This is a genomic window from Gallibacterium sp. ZY190522, assembly GCF_054166015.1.
The window spans coordinates 1,442,451-1,460,314 of the sequence record NZ_CM135118.1; the positions used below are offsets into that span (position 1 = coordinate 1,442,451).

Here is a 17,864-nt window from a genome sequence, read left to right on the forward strand (position 1 = left end):
TAACTTTTCTTATTTTTCTTAAAAAAAACTAGCCTTTTTTTTGCCTTGCTTGCTACACTGACTAACAATTCAAACATAACAACAAAATAGGAAGGCAAACATATGAATGACTTAACACTTTTATTCGAAAAAATTAAACAACGTGATCCGAACCAAGCACCATTTCATCAAGCAGTTGAAGAGGTTTTCGGTAGTCTAGCACCTTTTATCGCCAAACATCCGAAATATGCACAACAAGGCTTACTTGAACGTATCGTTGAACCGGAACGAGTAATAATGTTCCGAGTATCTTGGGTTGATGACAAAGGTCAAGTGCAAGTAAATCGTGGTTATCGTATTCAAATGAACTCCGCCATCGGTCCTTATAAAGGCGGATTACGCTTCCATCCGACTGTTGATCTTGGTATCTTAAAATTCCTTGCTTTTGAACAAGTCTTCAAAAATGCTTTAACCACGTTACCTATGGGTGGCGGCAAAGGCGGTTCTGATTTTGATCCTAAAGGCAAATCTGATGCGGAAGTAATGCGTTTCTGCCAAGCATTTATGACCGAACTTTCTCGTCACATCGGTGCCGATCTTGATGTACCTGCCGGTGATATTGGTGTTGGCGGACGTGAAATCGGCTATCTATTTGGACAATACAAACGTGTTCGTAATGAATTTGCTTCTGTATTAACCGGAAAAGGTTTACCTTACGGCGGTAGTTTGATTCGTCCGGAAGCCACCGGTTACGGTGTGGTGTACTTCGCACAAAGTATGTTAAAAACCAAAGGACAAAGCATTGAAGGTAAACGCGTGCTTATTTCCGGTTCAGGTAATGTTGCGCAGTATGCAGCTGAAAAAGCGATCCAATTAGGTGCGAAAGTCTTAACCCTTTCCGACTCAAACGGTTTTGTTAAATTTGCTGACAGCGGTATGACAGAAGCTCAATTAGCAGCATTAATTGAATTAAAAGAAGTGCGTCGCGAACGTATTTCTGTTTATGCCAAAGAACAAGGCTTAGAATATTTTGCCAACCAAAAACCTTGGGGAATTCCTTGTGATGTCGCACTACCTTGCGCAACTCAAAATGAATTGGATGCAGAAGATGCCAAAACATTATTGAGTAATGGTTGTATCTGTGTTGCCGAAGGGGCGAATATGCCTTCTACTTTAGGTGCTGTAAACGTATTTATCGATGCAAAAATTCTTTATGCACCGGGTAAAGCTAGCAATGCCGGTGGGGTAGCGACATCAGGATTGGAAATGAGCCAAAACGCAATTCGTTTATCTTGGAGTCGTGAAGAAGTGGATCAACGTCTTTTCGACATTATGGCAAATATCCACGAAAACTGCGTTGCTAACGGTAGCGAAAATGGCTACATCAACTATGTAAACGGCGCAAATATTGCCGGTTTCCGCAAAGTGGCCGATGCAATGTTAGCTCAAGGTATCGTATAACCCTTTTCTACAATTCCTTTTATCTCTTGAAGATGGGTATTTCCCATCTTCTTTTTTTATCATTCTAATTATTCCTTCTTCAAAAAAGATCAACATTATTCAACATTATTTTAAATGCAGATTTCTTATAACATTTCCGATTACTATCATACTTTTATTTCTTTTAGTTATAAAAAATAATAAAAAGTGCTAAATAGCCATCTAGCCGTATAGAAATAAATTTATATAATGCCTTTATGTTTTAGTTTAAATGGAATCTAAAAATGGATTGGCAATACGTTGTTAATGCAATTCCAAAATTTATTGATGCAACCTTACTCACACTTTATTTAGCAGGAGCCGGTATTATTTTCTCTCTAATTATCGGCATTATCTGTGCAGTGCTGCTGGTGTATCCGGTACGGGTTTTATCTCGCATCACTAAAGCCTATATTGAAATCTCTTGCAAGATTGTTTACCACGAAATGACTTTCGCTCGTCAAGTTTCAGACCACATTATTTTTATGGATCAAAGCAATATTATTGAATAGAACACTCCAGAACAATTTTTAAGAAGTCGGTAAAATAGATTCCGTCATCACTGATATTCAGCAATTAACTGATAAAACATTATTAGTTAATAAGGGCACTACCGCCGATGCCTTCTTCACAAAAAATTATCCTAATATCAAATTATTGAAATTTGAACAAAATACAGAAACCTTTGATGCCTTAAAAGATGGGCGTGGCGACGCATTAGCACACGACAACACACTATTATTCGCGTGGGCAAAAAATAATCCAGGCTATACCGTTGGTGTGCGTAGCTTGGGCGAACAAGAGTTCATCGCTCCGGCAGTACAACAAAATCAACCTGAATTATTAAAATGGTTAAATGATGAAATCGTAAAACTAACTAAAGAGGGTAAAATTAAAGCCGCTTACGAAAAAACACTACATCCAGTTTACGGCGATACCATCAGCGAATCTGATATTTTGGTAGATTATTAGTAATAGACAAAAAAGGTAAAGGCTTATCCTTTACCTTTCATAACTTCTCATCTACCAGCGATACCAATATCTGTGAGACCAACGTGGACCTAAATCGTATGGAGGAAAATCATCATAATAAAATTGTCGCTCAATCTCCATCTGTCGAATCTGTTGTTGAGCCATATAATTTTGTAATGCTAATTTATAACAAGATTGGAACATTAGATCATTCACTCGTTTGGTATATTCCACTTTAAATGCTTTCTGCTCTTTTTCCGTTAAACCAATATCCTGATCAAACTGACGCTTCATTAAATATGCCGTTTCTTCATCACACTGTTTTGCCAAAGCAACCTGTAACGCCTGCTGCTGCCGAATTTGGGCTTCCTCTCTAGCTCGCTGTTGCTCCGGTGTCAAAGCACAAGAGGTTAGAAGGACAACAAGACTCATAATCAATATTCGTTTCATAATCTCACCTTATCTTCACAAGATTCTGTAAGATTAGAATACTACCAATAACGATTAAAAAACAGTAAATGATTTTATGATAGTTAATATTATATTTATGCATCAATTGATATCCGAATAGTCCAAGTAGTAATCCTATAATAAATGCAGGAAACATACTTACTATGTGAGAAAAGACCTCTCCTGTTAGCAAATCTTTATTCCAAAATCCTATAATTGCCCCTATCATTTGCAACATAAACAATGGCTCACTATTTTTGAAAAACAAGTCAAAGCGTGTGAAGCAAAAATTCAAGAAGAGGATCAAGCTGCATTAAAATAATAAAAAACAACCTCCTACTACTTGCCCCATAATATATGAATATGGGGCTTTTTTATGCTTTGAATATTTTTTTCTTATATGTTGTAGTTAGGTTATATATTCGAGACAAAAAACCGCATCTAGTCGATGCGGCTTTATTATAAACTTGTGGAAGAAAGATTATTTCTTCTTCGCATATTTTAAAGAATCTATTGCTACTGCAAGGATAATGATAGTACCTTTGATAATATATTGCCAATATGGGTTTACACCAATGTAGGTTAAACCATAGTTGATAACAGTGAAAATAATAACACCTGTGATAACACCAATAACAGTACCAACACCACCGGCAAAGGATACACCTCCAACCACGCAAGCGGCGATTGCATCCAATTCGTACATAAAACCGAGATTGTTAGTAGCACTACCGATACGACCACCTTCCAACATCCCGGCAAAACCGTAAAATGCACCAGCAAGTACATAAACAAAGATTAGGTTCCTAGCAACGTTTACACCGGACACGCGTGCTGCTTCCGGATTACCGCCGATAGCAAACATATTTTTACCAAAACGTGTTTTATTCCACACGACCCAGACAAAAAATGCAGCGATTGCAGCATAAATGGTGATGTAGGAGAGTCTGAAATCACCAAGTTGGAAGAAACCTTGAGTAAATTCAGAGAAAGATTTGCTGAAACCGGCGATCGGAGAAGAGCCAACCGCATCATAGTAAAGTGAGTTTGCACCATAGACGATAATCATCGTTCCTAAAGTCGCAATAAACGGTGTTACATTCAGATAGGCGACGATTAAGCCGTTAATCATTCCGATAACTGCACCGATAGCACAAACGATTAAAATCACAACAGGAATTGGCATTTCAGCAAGATCAGGGAACACGCGATTGGTATTATCCAACGCTTGTAACATTGTGGCGGAAACCACCGCTGCCAAACCGACCTGACGACCGGCGGATAAGTCCGTACCTTGCGTAATCAAAATTCCAGCCATCCCCAATGCAATAATTAAACGCACGGATGATTGTGTCAAAATATTACTGAAGTTCAATAAACTTAAAAAGGTATCATCTTGTGAAACGATCACCCCTAACAAGATTAAAAGAACAAAATAAATTGCATTTTGTTTCATAAAATCAAGTGATTTTTTTTGTTGAATACCAGCCATAATTCAATCCTTTTATCAACTTATAAATATTTTGCTGCAAGTTGCAAAATCTGTTCTTGCGAGGTTTTTGCCGTTTCGACAATCCCTGCTACCCGACCATTACTCATCACTAAAATTCTATCCGTTACTCCGAGCAACTCCGGCATTTCGGAAGAGATCATAATGATACCTTTATCTTTCTCTGCTAATTGCATCATTAATTGGTAAATTTCAAATTTCGCACCGACATCAATACCGCGTGTCGGTTCATCCATCATTAGAATTTCCGGTTGTGTTAATAACCAGCGCCCAATAATCACTTTTTGTTGATTACCGCCTGATAATGAACCGATATTGGTACGATGTGATGGTGTTTTCACATTCATCGAATCAATTACCCATTGTGTATCGCTTTTCATCTTTGCGGTGCTGAGAAGACCTAATTTACCTAGATACGATTTCATATTAGAAATCAATGAGTTAAATTCGATACTTAAATTAGCATAAATCCCTGTTGAACGGCGTTCTTCTGTGATTAAGGCAAAACCGTTATTAATCGCTTCCAATGCACTTTTATTGCGCATCTCTTTGCCGTGCAGTTTGATCGTTCCACTTGCTCTTTCACGAATACCAAAAATAGTTTCAACAATATCAGTTCGTTTTGCGCCCACCAAACCGGCAATACCTAAAATTTCACCTTTACGAAGTTCAAAACTGATATCTTGGATAGACGGTTGATTTTTTGCCGTTAGGTGTTCAACAGTAAGAATGGTTTCTTTCGGCACATTGCGTTTTTCAGGGAAACGCTGGGTTAATTCGCGACCAACCATCATCGTTACTAATTGATCCATATTAGTATCTTTAATTTTGACGGTATTGACCCATTTTCCATCACGTAAAATGGTCACTTCATCACAAATCTTAAAAATTTCATCCATTTTGTGAGAAATATAGATAATGCCACAACCACGATCTTTTAGTTTGGCAATAATTTTGAACAGATGCTCCACCTCTTTTTCAGACAATGATGAAGTCGGTTCATCCATAATAACGATTTTGGCGTTATAGGAGAAAGCTTTTGCAATTTCAATCATTTGCATCTGTGAAACAGATAAATTGGCAACTTTCTCTTTCGGATCAATATCAATATCCAATTCATCAAAAATCGCTTTTGTATCACGATACATTTTCCCGTGATCCACTAAAAAACCATTCAACGGATAACGCCCCAACCAGAGGTTATCCATTACACTTCTTTGACGAACGAGATTCAATTCTTGGTGTACCATCGAAATCCCATTTTCAAGGGCTTCTTTTGAGGTACGAAAATTAACGTCTTTGCCTAAATACAGAATTTCGCCTTCATCTTTCGCGTAAATTCCAAATAGGCACTTTAATAATGTGGATTTTCCCGCGCCATTCTCGCCCATTAATGCGTGAACGGAATGTGCGTGAACTGTTAAATTGGCGTGGTCAAGTGCTTTCACACCCGGAAATGACTTGCTGACATTTTTCATTTCTAGCAGCACTTGACTGCTATTTGTTTCGGCTTGTACTACCATATTCAACCCCAAAGCAGGAAAGAGGGGGATTGCTCCCCCACGATCTGGTAATCAGATATTATTTTAAGAAATCACTTAAATTTTCTTGATCGACACCTACATAAGGAATACGAACAACGCGTTTTTCTAATTTCCATTGTGTTCCCTCTGTCGCTTCTTTGCCTTTAGCTAAGTTGCTGGACAAATCAACAACTGCTTGAGCTTGACCAACACCATCATTCAAGACAGTGCCGGCAATTTCACCTTTCTTGATAAGTTGAAGCACTTCAGGCAATGCATCCACACCATAAATCGGTAATTTTTTACCGTGTGCTTTGGTTGCTTCTAATGCGCCCATCGCCATACCATCATTGTTGGAGATGATCACTTCGATATCGTTAGCTTTTGAACTGGACAACCAAGCATCAGTTTTATCTTTCGCCATTGCGGCATCCCACATACCAGTATCCAAGAAGAGTTGTTCGGTTGGAATACCTTTTGCATTTAATTCTTCAACCACATATTTTGTACGAGCCTCCGCATCAGGATGTCCCGGTTCACCTTTTAATAAGGCAAATTGGATTTTACCATCTTTATTTAAATCCCATTCCGGATGTGCATTCCACTGTTTTGCAATCAAATCACCTTGGATAATACCTGATTCTTTTGGATCAGTTCCTACATAGTAGGCCGCATCATAACTGTCAATTGCTTTTTGACCTGGATCTTTATTGAAGAAAACAATCGGTACGTTCAAACCTTTCGCTTTATTAATCACTGTTGGCGCTGCAGATGGGTCAACCAAGTTAATCGCCAATGCTTTTACGCCTTTAGAAAGTAAAACATCGATTTGGTCGTTTTGAATAGATTGTGCATTTTGTGAGTCATTCATCAATAATTTAATGCCTTCCACTTTTTCAGCATCTTTATTGATTTCTTTGCGCATCAAAGACATAAAGTTGTCGTCATATTTGTAAATGGTTACACCGATACGAACATCTTTTGCCTGCGCCATAGTGCTTAATCCTAAGCCTAATGATAATGCAATCGCACTGAGTACAATTTTCTTCATAATACACATCTCCTATTAAATTTACTGGAAATTCATAATCTTAAGAGCAGCTCACTCTTTATTTATACAGTCAAAACTATCGTTATCAACTGTCGGTTATCTTTCCATACCGCTATTGCAGAAATATAACTGTGAATAGCATACAGATTTTTTTAAATATTTGATGTGATCGGTTTCACAAAAATGTAACTCAATTACAATTTTTTTTATTTTATCCGTCTTTCAACAGAAAAACGCCTTACCAAAGTCGGATTAAATTGAATCGGTTCCGGCAGATCAATATCATTATTAGCTAGGCTTAATGCTAATTTAGCTGCATAATTTGCCATCAAATCAATAGGATAACGGATAGTCGTTAATTTAGGGATTAAATGATTGGCGATCGGCATATCGTCAAAACCGATTAAAGAAAAATCTTTAGGCACAATAATACCGTTTTCACTCAATACCGACATTGCACCGGCTGCCATTGAGTCGTTATAGGCAACAACTGCTGTTAAGTCACTGTTATAACTCAATAAATTAATCATCGCCTCTTCACCGCCTTCAAAATTCGGTGAGCTTTTCGTAATTGCTAATTCTCGGATAGGAATTTTATATTTTTGCAATGTATTTAAATAACCTTGTAGTCTATCAGTTTCATCGTGTATCGGATGATTAGAACCGATGTAACCAATACAACGATGTCCACTCCGAATTAATGTTTCAGTAGCGATTTCTGTTCCTTTGACATTGTCTAAACCTATACAGCGGTTCTCGAATCCAGGAACAATACGATTAATAATTACCATTCCTTTAATCGCCGTTAAATATGAAGACAACTCCTCATCTGATAAGGCTTTTGCGTGTATTACCAAGCAGGTGCAACGTTTTCGTAGCAGGTTATCAATCGCTTTGCGCTCTTTATCCGCATTGTGGTATCCCATACCAATCAAAATATTTTTCTGATAACTTTCCGCCACTTGATCTATAGATTTCACTAAAATAGCAAAAAACGGATCTGTTACATCTGTTACAACAACACCAATAGTATCTACAGCGTGTGATGCTAAGGCCTGAGCATTTGCATTCGGTTGATAGTTTAATTCTGCAACTGCTTGTAATACTTTATTTTTTGCTTTTTCGCTAATACTTGGATGATCATTGAGTACACGAGAAACCGTTGCAACTGAGACCCCAGCTACTTTAGCTACATCGCGAATTGTTACCATATTTTTATCCTATACCAATCTTTGTTACATTATTTTCGTAAATAATAACGCTAAATAGATACATCGTACTAAAAATATGTTCTTTTTGTGATCTGGATAACAGTTTATTGCGAAAATAATTGGTATCTTACGCATTAAATTGTAACCGTTTACATTTGATAGCAAGGAATACTTTATGAGCGAAATTTTTGATCCTACAGAACATCCACATCGCCGTTATAATCCATTAAAAGGCGAATATGTGCTGGTTTCACCACATCGAGCAAAACGCCCTTGGCAAGGTCAACAGGAAAAAGCAACAGATGAACAAAAACCAAGTTACGATCCAAGCTGTTATCTTTGTCCGGGAAACAGACGCATCACGGGTGAACAAAATCCACAATATACCCAACCTTTTGTCTTCAAAAATGATTTTTCAGCACTATTGAATGAAACACCAGCACCACCAATAAGTACTAATCCATTATTTCAATTTAGCCAAGCAACCGGTGAAAGTCGTGTAGTTTGTTTCTCTCCAGATCACAGCAAAACCTTACCGCTGTTGACTGAACAAGAAATTTTTCAGGTTATTCAAGTGTGGCAACAACAACTTAAAGAATTAGGGAAAACCTATCCGTGGGTACAGATTTTTGAAAACAAAGGGGCAGCAATGGGTTGTTCCAATCCTCATCCACACGGCCAAATTTGGGCAAACAGTTTTTTACCAAATGAAATTACGCGCGAAGATCAAATGCAACGTCAATATTTTCAGCAACATCATTCTGTATTGTTGGTCGATTATGCCCAACAAGAATTGGAACGGAAAGAACGTATTGTGGTAGAAACTGAACATTGGCTTGCCGTTGTGCCGTTTTGGGCAGTTTGGCCGTTTGAAACACTACTCTTGCCTAAAGCTCACGTAACTCGAATGACAGAATTAAACGACTCACAAAGTCGTGATTTATCCACCGCTTTGAAACAATTAACAACAAAATATGACAATCTTTTTATGACCTCTTTCCCTTATTCAATGGGCTTTCACGGTGCGCCATTCACTAATCAAGATCAGCAACATTGGCAATTACACGCCCATTTTTACCCACCACTGTTGCGTTCAGCAACAGTGCGTAAATTTATGGTTGGTTACGAAATGCTAGCTGAATCACAACGTGATTTAACCGCAGAACAGGCAGCCGCTCGACTAGCCGCATTATCCACCACCCATTACAGCCAAATTTGATTGAGAGGAATTTATGCAACCTATTGAAATTGCCAAAAAAGTATTTATTGAACGTTTTACCACTCAACCGACATTGCAAGTTTATGCACCCGGTAGAGTAAATTTAATCGGTGAACATACTGACTACAATGATGGTTTCGTTATGCCTTGTGCCATTAATTACGGCACTTCAATTTGTGGGAAACCACGAGATGATCATCATTTTAATGTTTATGCCGCTGATTTAGATGAACAGGATCAATTTTCATTGTTGCAAGAAATTAAACCGAGTGAACGGAAATGGTGTAATTATGTTCGAGGCGTTGTCTATTTTATTCAGCAAGCCTGCCCTAATTTTACACAAGGAGCAGATATTGTAATTAGCGGTAATGTTCCGCTTTCATCAGGGTTAAGCTCATCCGCCTCATTGGAAGTGGCAACCGGCAAATTCTGCCAACAACTAGGAAATCTACCACTAACTAATACACAGCTCGCCTTAATTGGTCAAAAGGCAGAAAATATTTTTGTCGGTTGTCAATGCGGTAATATGGATCAGCTTATTTCTGCCTTAGGACAACAACACCACGCAATGATGATTGATTGTCGTAGTTTAGAGACAATTCCAACACCGATTCCGGATAACTTAGCCATTATGATTATAAATTCTCACGTCAAACACGATCTGGTTGATGGCGAATACAATACGCGCCGGCAACAATGTGAAACCGCTGCTAAATTTTTCGGAGTCAAGGCATTGCGTGATGTGAGTGTGGCGCATTTTAATGCTTACGGAAAAGAGTTGGAGCAGCGAGATCCGCTAGCTTATAAACGTGCTAAACATATCGTGACCGAAAATGCTCGTGTATTAGAAGCGGTTGAAGCTTTAAAACATAATAATATCAAATATTTAGGTGAATTAATGGCTCAATCGCATCAATCTATGCGTGATGATTTTGAAATCACCGTACCGGAAATTGATTATTTGGTGGAATTAGCTCAACTAACTATAGGCAATAGCGGCGGTGCAAGAATGACAGGTGGCGGTTTTGGAGGTTGTATTGTCGCCATTGCACCATTTGAAAAAGTGGAGTCTGTGCGTAAGATAATCGCCGACAACTATCAAAAACAGACCGGCTTAAAAGAAGATTTCTATGTTTGTACCGCTTCACAAGGGGTTCATTTATGCTAACTTCAACAAAAATTATCGCCGCAGATAACTTGCCCTATCAATTGGTGACACTCACAAACAAAAACGGAATGCAAGTGCAATTAACCGATTGGGGCGCAACCATTTTATCCATTTTAGTGCCAGTAAAAGGCAAACTTCGTGAAACAGTTTGTAGCTGCCCTCTCTCGAAGTTAGCAGAAAACCAAGCATTTTTAGGGGCTACTATCGGACGTTTCGCTAATCGTATCAATCAAGGTCAATTCCGCTTGGCAGCAAAAACACAAAAAATAGTGAAAAATCAAGATAATAAGCACACTCTTCATGGCGGTATAGGCTTTGACAAACGCCGTTGGAAAATTGAACATATCGGTGCACAAACAGCTGTTTTTTCCCTCTTTTCAGCGGATGGTGATCAAGGTTTTAGCGGTAATTTACAGGTTTCACTACAATATCGCTTGACTGACGATAATGCCTTACTTATTGATTTCTCAGCGCAATGTGATCAAGACACTGCCTTAAATTTAACCAATCACAGTTATTTTAATCTTGATGAAGGCGTTACTGATGCTCGTCAACATCAATTACAACTGTTTGCCGATTACTATTTGCCGGTCAACGCAGAGGGTATTCCAAATCGTCCATTGACCGCAGTTGAGGCAACACATTTTGATTTCAGAACAGCAAAAATCATCGCTACCGACTTTCTAAAAGATGCCGATCAGCAAGCGGTCGGTGGTTATGATCATGCGTTTCTGCTGCAAGGTAAAAATGGTCAACTAAAACCTGCAGCCAAATTAACCTCATCATCTGGTGATTTGACATTACTACTTTCCACTACTCATAATGCAATTCAGTTTTATAGTAGCAATTTCCTTGCTGGCACCCCAAGCCACACTGGAAAATATCAAAATTATCAAGCCATTGCGTTAGAGCCTGAAGCATTACCAGACACTCCAAATCATCCGGAATGGTATCAATATGGCGGCATCCAAAAAGCCCACCAACCTTATCATCAACAAATTGTTTATCAATTTATTTAGCACAAAAAAAGGTGGTCAATAAAAAATGACCACCTTGTATTTTTCTTATTTATCAATTATTTAATAAATCATTTATCCAACAAAAACGCTTTCAACTTATCAAAATCTGCCGGCATTGTGATTGATAATAACGGTAAGGCGTTATGTTTAGCCAATGCTTCCGGTAATGCTACTTCAGTCTCTAAAATACGTTCAACACTCTCTTTAAATTTTGCCGGATGCGCAGTGCAAAGGAAAATACCGGTTTCTCCCGGTTGTAAATCCTGTTTCAGCACTCGATAAGCGATAGCACCGTGCGGTTCGCAGAGATAGCCTTTTGCAAACATATCCTTCAATGTCTGCTCGGTTTCAGCATCGGTTACACTATCGGAATGCAAGTCATTTAAGGACCAGTTTTCACGGCGGAATAACTCTTCAACACGCGGCCAGTTATTTGGACGGCTAACATCCATTGCATTGGATAAAGTTGCCACGGTGGCATTCGGTTGCCACTGATGAGAACGCAAATAACGCGGTACAGTGTCATTAGCATTGGTTGCGGCAATAAAACGTTTAATCGGTAAGCCGATCGCTTTGGCAATTAATCCGGCAGTTAAATTACCGAAATTACCGCTCGGCACAGAAACCACTACATTTTGGCGTTGCGCTTTCGGCAATTGGGCAACGGCTTCAAAATAGTAACAAATTTGAGCCAATAAACGGCTGATATTAATTGAATTCGCTGAATTTAGACCAATTGCCTCACGCAATTCCTGGTCATCAAAGGCCTGTTTGACTAGAGCTTGACAAGCATCAAAATCACCTTCAATGGCGATAGTACGAATATTGCCCCCCAAGGTGCAGAATAATTTTTCTTGCAATACACTGATTTTACCTTTCGGATAGAGAATTACTACATCAATATTTTCCAATCCATAAAATGCGTGTGCCACCGCCGCACCGGTATCGCCTGAAGTTGCTGTCAAAATAGTAATTTTTCCATCTTTACGAACAGTTGCTAATGCTTGAGCCATAAAGCGTCCACCGAAATCCTTAAAAGCCAATGTCGGACCGTGAAACAACTCCAATGCATAAATATGATCTTCAACTTTGACTAAAGGTGCCGAAAAGGTAAACGCTTTTGCTACCATATTTGCTAACTGTTCAGCACTAATTTCATCACCAATTATAGCAGATAAAATTCGTTGACTACGCTCTACCAAAGGCAGTGCTAATAATTCTTCAACATTCTCAAAATGCGGCAATGTTTCTGGGAAAAATAAACCTTGATCTTTTCCTAATCCTTGACTCACTGCCTGTGAAAAATTGACTTTCTCTTCCGGATGTTTGATGTTGTATAAATTCATTCTTTTTCCTTTTATTCCTTAACTAAGTTGTCTTGCACCTTGGTTGTCGACCTGACAAATATGCACAAAACCTTCATTATTTTGTAAATAGTGTTTTTCTAAATAATCCGCCACTTTATTTGCGGTGGTTAAATCCGGTGCAATAGCGAACATTGTTGGCCCTGAACCTGAAATACCTGTTGCCAACGCTCCAAGATCTTGCGCCGCCTGTTTCACTTCTGCAAAATTTGGTAATAATTGCTGGCGATAAGGCTCTGCAATGACATCTTTCATCATAATGGCGGCTAAATTTTCTTGATGAGTATGACAAGCGTGTACGAATCCCCCTAAATGTCTGCCGTGAGCAATCACATCCTGACGGGTATAACTCTTCGGCAAAATTGCTCGCGCCTCTGCGGTGGAAACTTCAATCCCCGGGTAAGCCAACACCCAATACCAATGATCGAAAAACGGCAAACGTTGACAAATTGAACCGAGCGACTGCACCATAAACTGCACACCGCCCATAAAGCAAGGCGCGACGTTATCGTAATGGATTGAACCGGAAATTCTGCCTTCCAATTCCCCCATCATCTCTAACAATTCCATATCAGAAAACGGTTCTTGGTGGAATTGATTTAATGCCACCAATGTAGCCACAATTGAACAGGCACTTGAACCTAATCCTGAACCTATCGGCATATTCTTTTCTAAGGTTAAACGCAACGGTTTTAATGGCTGATTACGCAATTTCAAACGCTCACTAAACAACACATAAGCCTGATAGACAATATTTTTCTGTGGCTCTTTCGGCAATTTACGCACAAAATAACCGACACTTTCAAATTCAAATTGGTTTACACAATCCTCAATTTGAATAATATCACCCAACAATGAACCATCAATCGGTGAAATTGCTGCCCCTAAAGTATCAAATCCGACACTGATATTGGCACTTGAAGCCGGAGCATAAATTCGTAGCATAATTAATCCTCTTTATTAACGGCGTAAAGTCCGCAAAATATCTGCAAAAATTCCAGCGGCAGTCACATTATTTCCTGCGCCATAGCCCCGTAATAATAAAGGAATTGGTGAATAATAACGAGTATAAAATGCTAATGCATTTTCACCATTTTTCACTTTATAGAGTGGATCTTCCGCATCTACCGCTTTGATCGCCACTTTACACTTACCGTGATTGATTTCACCGACATAACGCAACACTTTGCCTGTTGCCTGTGCCGCTTGCACTCGTTTTGCAAACTCTTCATCCAATTCAGGCAACATTGTCATAAATTCAGCGGTTGATTTACCTTCAGCAAAGCCTTTCGGCAACACCCCTTCCACTTCAATATCTTTGAGCTCCAATTCCAAGCCGGTTTCACGCGCTAAAATCAATAATTTACGCGCTACATCCTGTCCGGAAAGATCATCACGAGGATCTGGTTCAGTAAACCCTTTTTCTTTCGCTAAACGTGTTACTTCAGATAATGATTTTCCTTGCTCCAATTCACCGAAAATAAAGGAAAGCGAACCGGATAAAATACCATCAAACAGTTCAACTTCATCACCTGCCGCTAATAAGTTTTGCAAATTTTCAATCACCGGCAAACCGGCACCGACATTGGTGTCATAAAGGAAAAGACGCTGATTAACCAAGGCTGCATCACGCAATTTGTGATAATACGCCAAACTTGAGGTATTCGCTTTTTTGTTAGGCGTAACTACGTGGAAACCGGAATTCAAGAAAGTTAAATAGCTGTCGGCAATCTCTTGATTGGAGGTGCAGTCTACAAAAATCGGATTCAGAACGTGCTGATCTTCCACCGCATCAATAAAACGGTGTAAAGAGAAATGTTCATTTGAATTTGCCAATTTTTCACGCCAATCCGTTAAATCCAAACCATCAACATTCAATAAAAGACGTTTTGAATTGGCTATGCCGCAAACACGAATGGCAATATTTTTTTCCGCTAAAAACTGTTGCTGATGAGCGATTTGATCCAATAATTCACCGCCTACCCCACCTGTTCCGACCAAAAAAATACGCAATGATTGTTGACTATTAAACAACGCACGATGTGTTGCTTTTACTCCTTCTATTGCTTTTGATTGTGGCACTACAGTTGAAATAGAACGCTCAGACGACCCTTGAGCAATCGCAACGATGTTGACATTCGCCTGTGCTAATGCAGTAAAGAATTTTGCGGCTATACCACGACTTTTACGCATTCCATCTCCAACAACAGAAATAATTGCCAAATTATCCAAAATTTCAATTTCATCTAAAGCACCAGAAGACAATTCATTAGCAAAAGCACGTTTTAAAGCACTCTTCGCTTTAGCAGCAGATTTTTGTGGTACACAAAAACTAATACTATATTCTGATGAAGACTGAGTAATTAAAATCACTGAAATACCAGCTCTTGACATTGTGTCAAAAACACGTGCCGCCATACCAACCATTCCTTGCATTCCCGGTCCAGAAACATTAAACATTACCACGTCATTCAAATTGGTAATACCTTTCACCTGCAAGGTTTCAGAATGCACATTGCCATCAATCAATGTGCCTGCTGCACTTGGATTACCGGTATTTTTAATCAAACAAGGAATATTAAATTGAGCAATCGGTGCAATGGTACGTGGATGAATAACTTTCGCACCAAAATAGGAAAGCTCCATCGCCTCCTGATAAGACATTGTTTCCAACAATCTCGCATCTGGCACTAAACGCGGATCACAAGTGTAAACACCATCCACATCAGTCCAGATTTCACAACAATCTGCGTGTAGACAAGCGGCTAAAACCGCTGCGGAATAATCCGAACCGTTGCGACCTAACACCATTAATTCGCCTTTATCATTACCGGCAGTAAATCCTGCCATTAGTACCACACTCTGTTTCGGAATTGACGGTGCATTAATGCGTTTAGTGGATTCCTCAATATCCACAGAAGACTCCAGATATTCCCCTTGTGCTAACAGTTGTTTTACCGGATCAATAACGTGTACTTGGTAACCTTGCGCTTCAAACCAAGCTGCCATCATCGCAATTGACAGTTTTTCACCACGAGAAATGATAGAAGCATTAATATTATCCGGACATTGAGATTGAGGAGAGAATTGAGAAAGGGCAGATTCGATTTGGTCAAATTCCTGCTGGACAACTTGTCTTAATTTTTCATCATCAAATTTCACATTTTTTTGTTTCAAGCCACTCAAGATATTCTCAAAAATCTGCTTGGCTTCTTTGACATCCTGTTGTTTATCCTCGCCTTTATTTGTCTTATCCACCAGTGCCACCAAATAGTTAGTGATTTTTGCCGGCGCAGAGAGCACGGCAGCTGCCTGATCTTTTAAATGTGCTTGCAGAATAAGCTCACCCGCTTGAGAAAAACGTTCCGGATTAGCTAATGATGTTCCACCAAATTTTAATACTCGCATAATGTTGTCCTCTTTATTGTATTTTGAAAATTATCTAAAAACTGCTCATAAAAAAACCCGCACTTTTTTAAGATGCGGGTTTAACAATCCTGTTTTTTGAGTGCTAACCCGCCCCACTAATAATAATGGTCATCATAATGCGGGTCATCGTAATAACAGTCATTGTCATGGAAATCTTTATAGCTCATTTTGAATTTCAATAGTGATAATAAGTACCTAAATTCATTCCACTTGTCAAATAAATTTATGAGAATAATTGAAATTTTTTCTATAATAAAAACAGTTTTAGACATTTAGGAGATCAAAATGGAGATTGCACAAAATTTAGCACATATTCGCCAACAGATTGCGGATTGTCATCCCACTCAAAAGGTAACACTTTTGGCTGTCAGCAAAACTAAACCTTTCGCCGACATTCTCACCGCCTATCACGCCGGACAACGTCAATTCGGTGAAAATTATGTACAGGAAGGTGTGGAAAAAATTCAGCTGGCACAACAACAAAATCTTAACGACATTACTTGGCATCTGATCGGTCCGTTACAATCCAATAAAACACGGAGCGTGGCGGAGCATTTCGATTGGGTGCAGACAATTGATCGCGTAAAAATTGCCGAACGTCTAAGCCAACAACGCCCTGATCACCTCCAACCGTTGCAAGTGTTGATCCAAATTAATATCAGTGATGAAAATTCAAAATCCGGCATCACTCCTCAACAAATGGAAGAACTGGCACAGCAAATCATTAACTTACCAAAATTGCAATTGCGTGGACTAATGGCAATTCCGGCACCGACAGAAGATATTAACCAACAAACTGCCGTTTTTAATCAGATGAAAGTGCTGTTACAACAGCTGCAACAACGTTTCCCTCAACAAAAAATTGACACCTTATCAATGGGAATGACGGACGATATGCAAACGGCAATTGCTTGTGGTTCTACGATGGTACGCATTGGTACTGCCATTTTTGGTAAACGAAATTACTCAATTTAAGGTATTTTGATTCCCCTTAGGGAAAGGCTTATGCTGACCAACGTTTTGATTTTTTATTAACTTAAGCAAAGGAGTAACAATGAAAAAACTACTGTCAGCAGCTGCCATTTTCGTATTTGCCTCTTCTGCCTCTGCCGGAATGATGCATTCCCAGCAGATGTCAGCAGCAAACGAAGCTTATATGCAATCTATGGGCGCAATGCACGATTCAATGATGAAAGGCATTTCCCACCAAGATCCGGATGTTGCTTTTGCCGCCGGAATGTTACCCCACCATCAAGGTGCGGTAGCGATGGCGGAAGTCGAATTAAAATATGGTAAAGATCCGGAACTAAGACAACTCGCTGAAAATATTATTAAAGCCCAACAAGCAGAAATCGAATTTATGCAAAAGTGGTTGGAAAAACACGGCGAGAAATAAGGAACTCACAATAATAAAAAAGTGTTGATTTTAATTATTTTTGTAATTATTACCAACACTTTTGTCTACTATGCCTAAAAGAATCCACATCTTA

15 protein-coding genes and 1 pseudogene are annotated in these 17,864 nt (G+C 39.0%); 8 read left to right on the forward strand and 8 right to left on the reverse strand.

The features are described 5' to 3' along the window. The first annotated feature begins 102 nt into the window (after positions 1-102). From gdhA to ACXPAV_RS07055, 3 genes and pseudogenes are all read left to right on the forward strand, one after another. A complete protein-coding gene (gene gdhA / locus ACXPAV_RS07045) occupies positions 103-1,440 on the forward strand; it encodes an NADP-specific glutamate dehydrogenase (RefSeq protein ID WP_458003082.1) in 1,338 nt (445 codons plus the stop codon). A 263-nt stretch (positions 1,441-1,703) separates the two neighbouring features. Beyond that, the gene (locus tag ACXPAV_RS07050; protein ID WP_458003083.1) at positions 1,704-1,970 is read left to right on the forward strand and encodes a hypothetical protein; all 267 of its coding nucleotides are present in this window, start codon (positions 1,704-1,706) and stop codon (positions 1,968-1,970) included. A 25-nt stretch (positions 1,971-1,995) separates the two neighbouring features. Next, a pseudogene (locus tag ACXPAV_RS07055) lies at positions 1,996-2,430 on the forward strand (ABC transporter substrate-binding protein); the annotation flags it as partial. 51 nt (positions 2,431-2,481) lie between these two features. Here the strand turns inward: ACXPAV_RS07055 and ACXPAV_RS07060 are convergent. The 5 genes from ACXPAV_RS07060 to ACXPAV_RS07080 all read right to left on the reverse strand — a co-directional run bounded on the left by ACXPAV_RS07060 (position 2,482) and on the right by ACXPAV_RS07080 (position 8,175). Continuing rightward, positions 2,482-2,880 carry a hypothetical protein gene (locus ACXPAV_RS07060; protein ID WP_458003084.1) on the reverse strand — a complete coding sequence of 133 codons (399 nt, stop codon included), beginning with the start codon at positions 2,878-2,880 and terminating at the stop codon, positions 2,482-2,484. A gap of 481 nt (positions 2,881-3,361) precedes the next feature. Beyond that, complete coding sequence (gene mglC, locus ACXPAV_RS07065) at positions 3,362-4,372, reverse strand: galactose/methyl galactoside ABC transporter permease MglC (protein WP_013746683.1); 1,011 nt, start codon at positions 4,370-4,372, stop codon at positions 3,362-3,364. 20 nt (positions 4,373-4,392) lie between these two features. Then, complete coding sequence (mglA, locus tag ACXPAV_RS07070; RefSeq protein ID WP_021461189.1) at positions 4,393-5,913, reverse strand: galactose/methyl galactoside ABC transporter ATP-binding protein MglA; 1,521 nt, start codon at positions 5,911-5,913, stop codon at positions 4,393-4,395. 58 nt (positions 5,914-5,971) lie between these two features. Then, positions 5,972-6,964 (reverse strand): galactose/glucose ABC transporter substrate-binding protein MglB, encoded by a 993-nt coding sequence (gene mglB, locus ACXPAV_RS07075; RefSeq protein ID WP_039136032.1) that lies wholly within the window; start codon positions 6,962-6,964, stop codon positions 5,972-5,974. Between the two features lie 206 nt (positions 6,965-7,170). After that, positions 7,171-8,175, reverse strand: coding sequence for a substrate-binding domain-containing protein (locus ACXPAV_RS07080; RefSeq protein ID WP_039149431.1), 1,005 nt, complete (start codon positions 8,173-8,175; stop codon positions 7,171-7,173). Between the two features lie 175 nt (positions 8,176-8,350). Between ACXPAV_RS07080 and galT the strand changes: the two genes are divergently transcribed. The 3 genes from galT to ACXPAV_RS07095 are packed head-to-tail and all read left to right on the forward strand — an operon-like array spanning position 8,351 to position 11,581. After that, positions 8,351-9,394, forward strand: a complete 1,044-nt coding sequence (gene galT, locus ACXPAV_RS07085; protein WP_039088457.1) for a galactose-1-phosphate uridylyltransferase — start codon at positions 8,351-8,353, stop codon at positions 9,392-9,394. A gap of 13 nt (positions 9,395-9,407) precedes the next feature. After that, entirely contained in the window at positions 9,408-10,562 is a 1,155-nt protein-coding gene (galK, locus tag ACXPAV_RS07090) for a galactokinase (RefSeq protein WP_458003085.1), read from the forward strand. After that, positions 10,556-11,581, forward strand: a complete 1,026-nt coding sequence (locus tag ACXPAV_RS07095; protein ID WP_458003086.1) for a galactose-1-epimerase — start codon at positions 10,556-10,558, stop codon at positions 11,579-11,581. The genes galK and ACXPAV_RS07095 overlap by 7 nt, the downstream gene beginning before the upstream one ends. Positions 11,582-11,649: 68 nt before the next feature. Here ACXPAV_RS07095 and thrC read toward each other — a convergent pair whose 3' ends face one another. Genes thrC through thrA form a run of 3 tightly spaced genes read right to left on the reverse strand, consistent with a single transcriptional unit; the run spans position 11,650 to position 16,353 of the window. Further along, positions 11,650-12,927, reverse strand: a complete 1,278-nt coding sequence (thrC, locus tag ACXPAV_RS07100; protein WP_458003087.1) for a threonine synthase — start codon at positions 12,925-12,927, stop codon at positions 11,650-11,652. An 18-nt stretch (positions 12,928-12,945) separates the two neighbouring features. Further along, complete coding sequence (gene thrB / locus ACXPAV_RS07105) at positions 12,946-13,890, reverse strand: homoserine kinase (RefSeq protein ID WP_458003088.1); 945 nt, start codon at positions 13,888-13,890, stop codon at positions 12,946-12,948. A 15-nt stretch (positions 13,891-13,905) separates the two neighbouring features. After that, a complete protein-coding gene (gene thrA / locus ACXPAV_RS07110) occupies positions 13,906-16,353 on the reverse strand; it encodes a bifunctional aspartate kinase/homoserine dehydrogenase I (protein ID WP_458003089.1) in 2,448 nt (815 codons plus the stop codon). 306 nt (positions 16,354-16,659) lie between these two features. Here thrA and ACXPAV_RS07115 point away from each other — a divergent pair, with 306 nt between their 5' ends. Both ACXPAV_RS07115 and copM read left to right on the forward strand, forming a co-directional pair. Further along, a complete protein-coding gene (locus ACXPAV_RS07115) occupies positions 16,660-17,349 on the forward strand; it encodes a YggS family pyridoxal phosphate-dependent enzyme (RefSeq protein ID WP_458003090.1) in 690 nt (229 codons plus the stop codon). A gap of 79 nt (positions 17,350-17,428) precedes the next feature. Beyond that, positions 17,429-17,770, forward strand: coding sequence for a CopM family metallochaperone (gene copM, locus ACXPAV_RS07120; protein WP_013746668.1), 342 nt, complete (start codon positions 17,429-17,431; stop codon positions 17,768-17,770). The last annotated feature ends 94 nt before the right edge of the window (positions 17,771-17,864 follow it).

Excerpts from the sequence above, each read along its gene's own strand:
- gdhA (WP_458003082.1), top strand. The coding sequence starts at position 103 with ATGAATGACTTAACACTTTTATTCGAAAAAATTAAACAACGTGATCCG.
- ACXPAV_RS07050 (WP_458003083.1), top strand. The coding sequence starts at position 1,704 with ATGGATTGGCAATACGTTGTTAATGCAATTCCAAAATTTATTGATGCA.
- ACXPAV_RS07060 (WP_458003084.1), bottom strand. The coding sequence starts at position 2,880 with ATGAAACGAATATTGATTATGAGTCTTGTTGTCCTTCTAACCTCTTGT.
- mglC (WP_013746683.1), bottom strand. The coding sequence starts at position 4,372 with ATGGCTGGTATTCAACAAAAAAAATCACTTGATTTTATGAAACAAAAT.
- mglA (WP_021461189.1), bottom strand. The coding sequence starts at position 5,913 with ATGGTAGTACAAGCCGAAACAAATAGCAGTCAAGTGCTGCTAGAAATG.
- mglB (WP_039136032.1), bottom strand. The coding sequence starts at position 6,964 with ATGAAGAAAATTGTACTCAGTGCGATTGCATTATCATTAGGCTTAGGA.
- ACXPAV_RS07080 (WP_039149431.1), bottom strand. The coding sequence starts at position 8,175 with ATGGTAACAATTCGCGATGTAGCTAAAGTAGCTGGGGTCTCAGTTGCA.
- galT (WP_039088457.1), top strand. The coding sequence starts at position 8,351 with ATGAGCGAAATTTTTGATCCTACAGAACATCCACATCGCCGTTATAAT.
- galK (WP_458003085.1), top strand. The coding sequence starts at position 9,408 with ATGCAACCTATTGAAATTGCCAAAAAAGTATTTATTGAACGTTTTACC.
- ACXPAV_RS07095 (WP_458003086.1), top strand. The coding sequence starts at position 10,556 with ATGCTAACTTCAACAAAAATTATCGCCGCAGATAACTTGCCCTATCAA.
- thrC (WP_458003087.1), bottom strand. The coding sequence starts at position 12,927 with ATGAATTTATACAACATCAAACATCCGGAAGAGAAAGTCAATTTTTCA.
- thrB (WP_458003088.1), bottom strand. The coding sequence starts at position 13,890 with ATGCTACGAATTTATGCTCCGGCTTCAAGTGCCAATATCAGTGTCGGA.
- thrA (WP_458003089.1), bottom strand. The coding sequence starts at position 16,353 with ATGCGAGTATTAAAATTTGGTGGAACATCATTAGCTAATCCGGAACGT.
- ACXPAV_RS07115 (WP_458003090.1), top strand. The coding sequence starts at position 16,660 with ATGGAGATTGCACAAAATTTAGCACATATTCGCCAACAGATTGCGGAT.
- copM (WP_013746668.1), top strand. The coding sequence starts at position 17,429 with ATGAAAAAACTACTGTCAGCAGCTGCCATTTTCGTATTTGCCTCTTCT.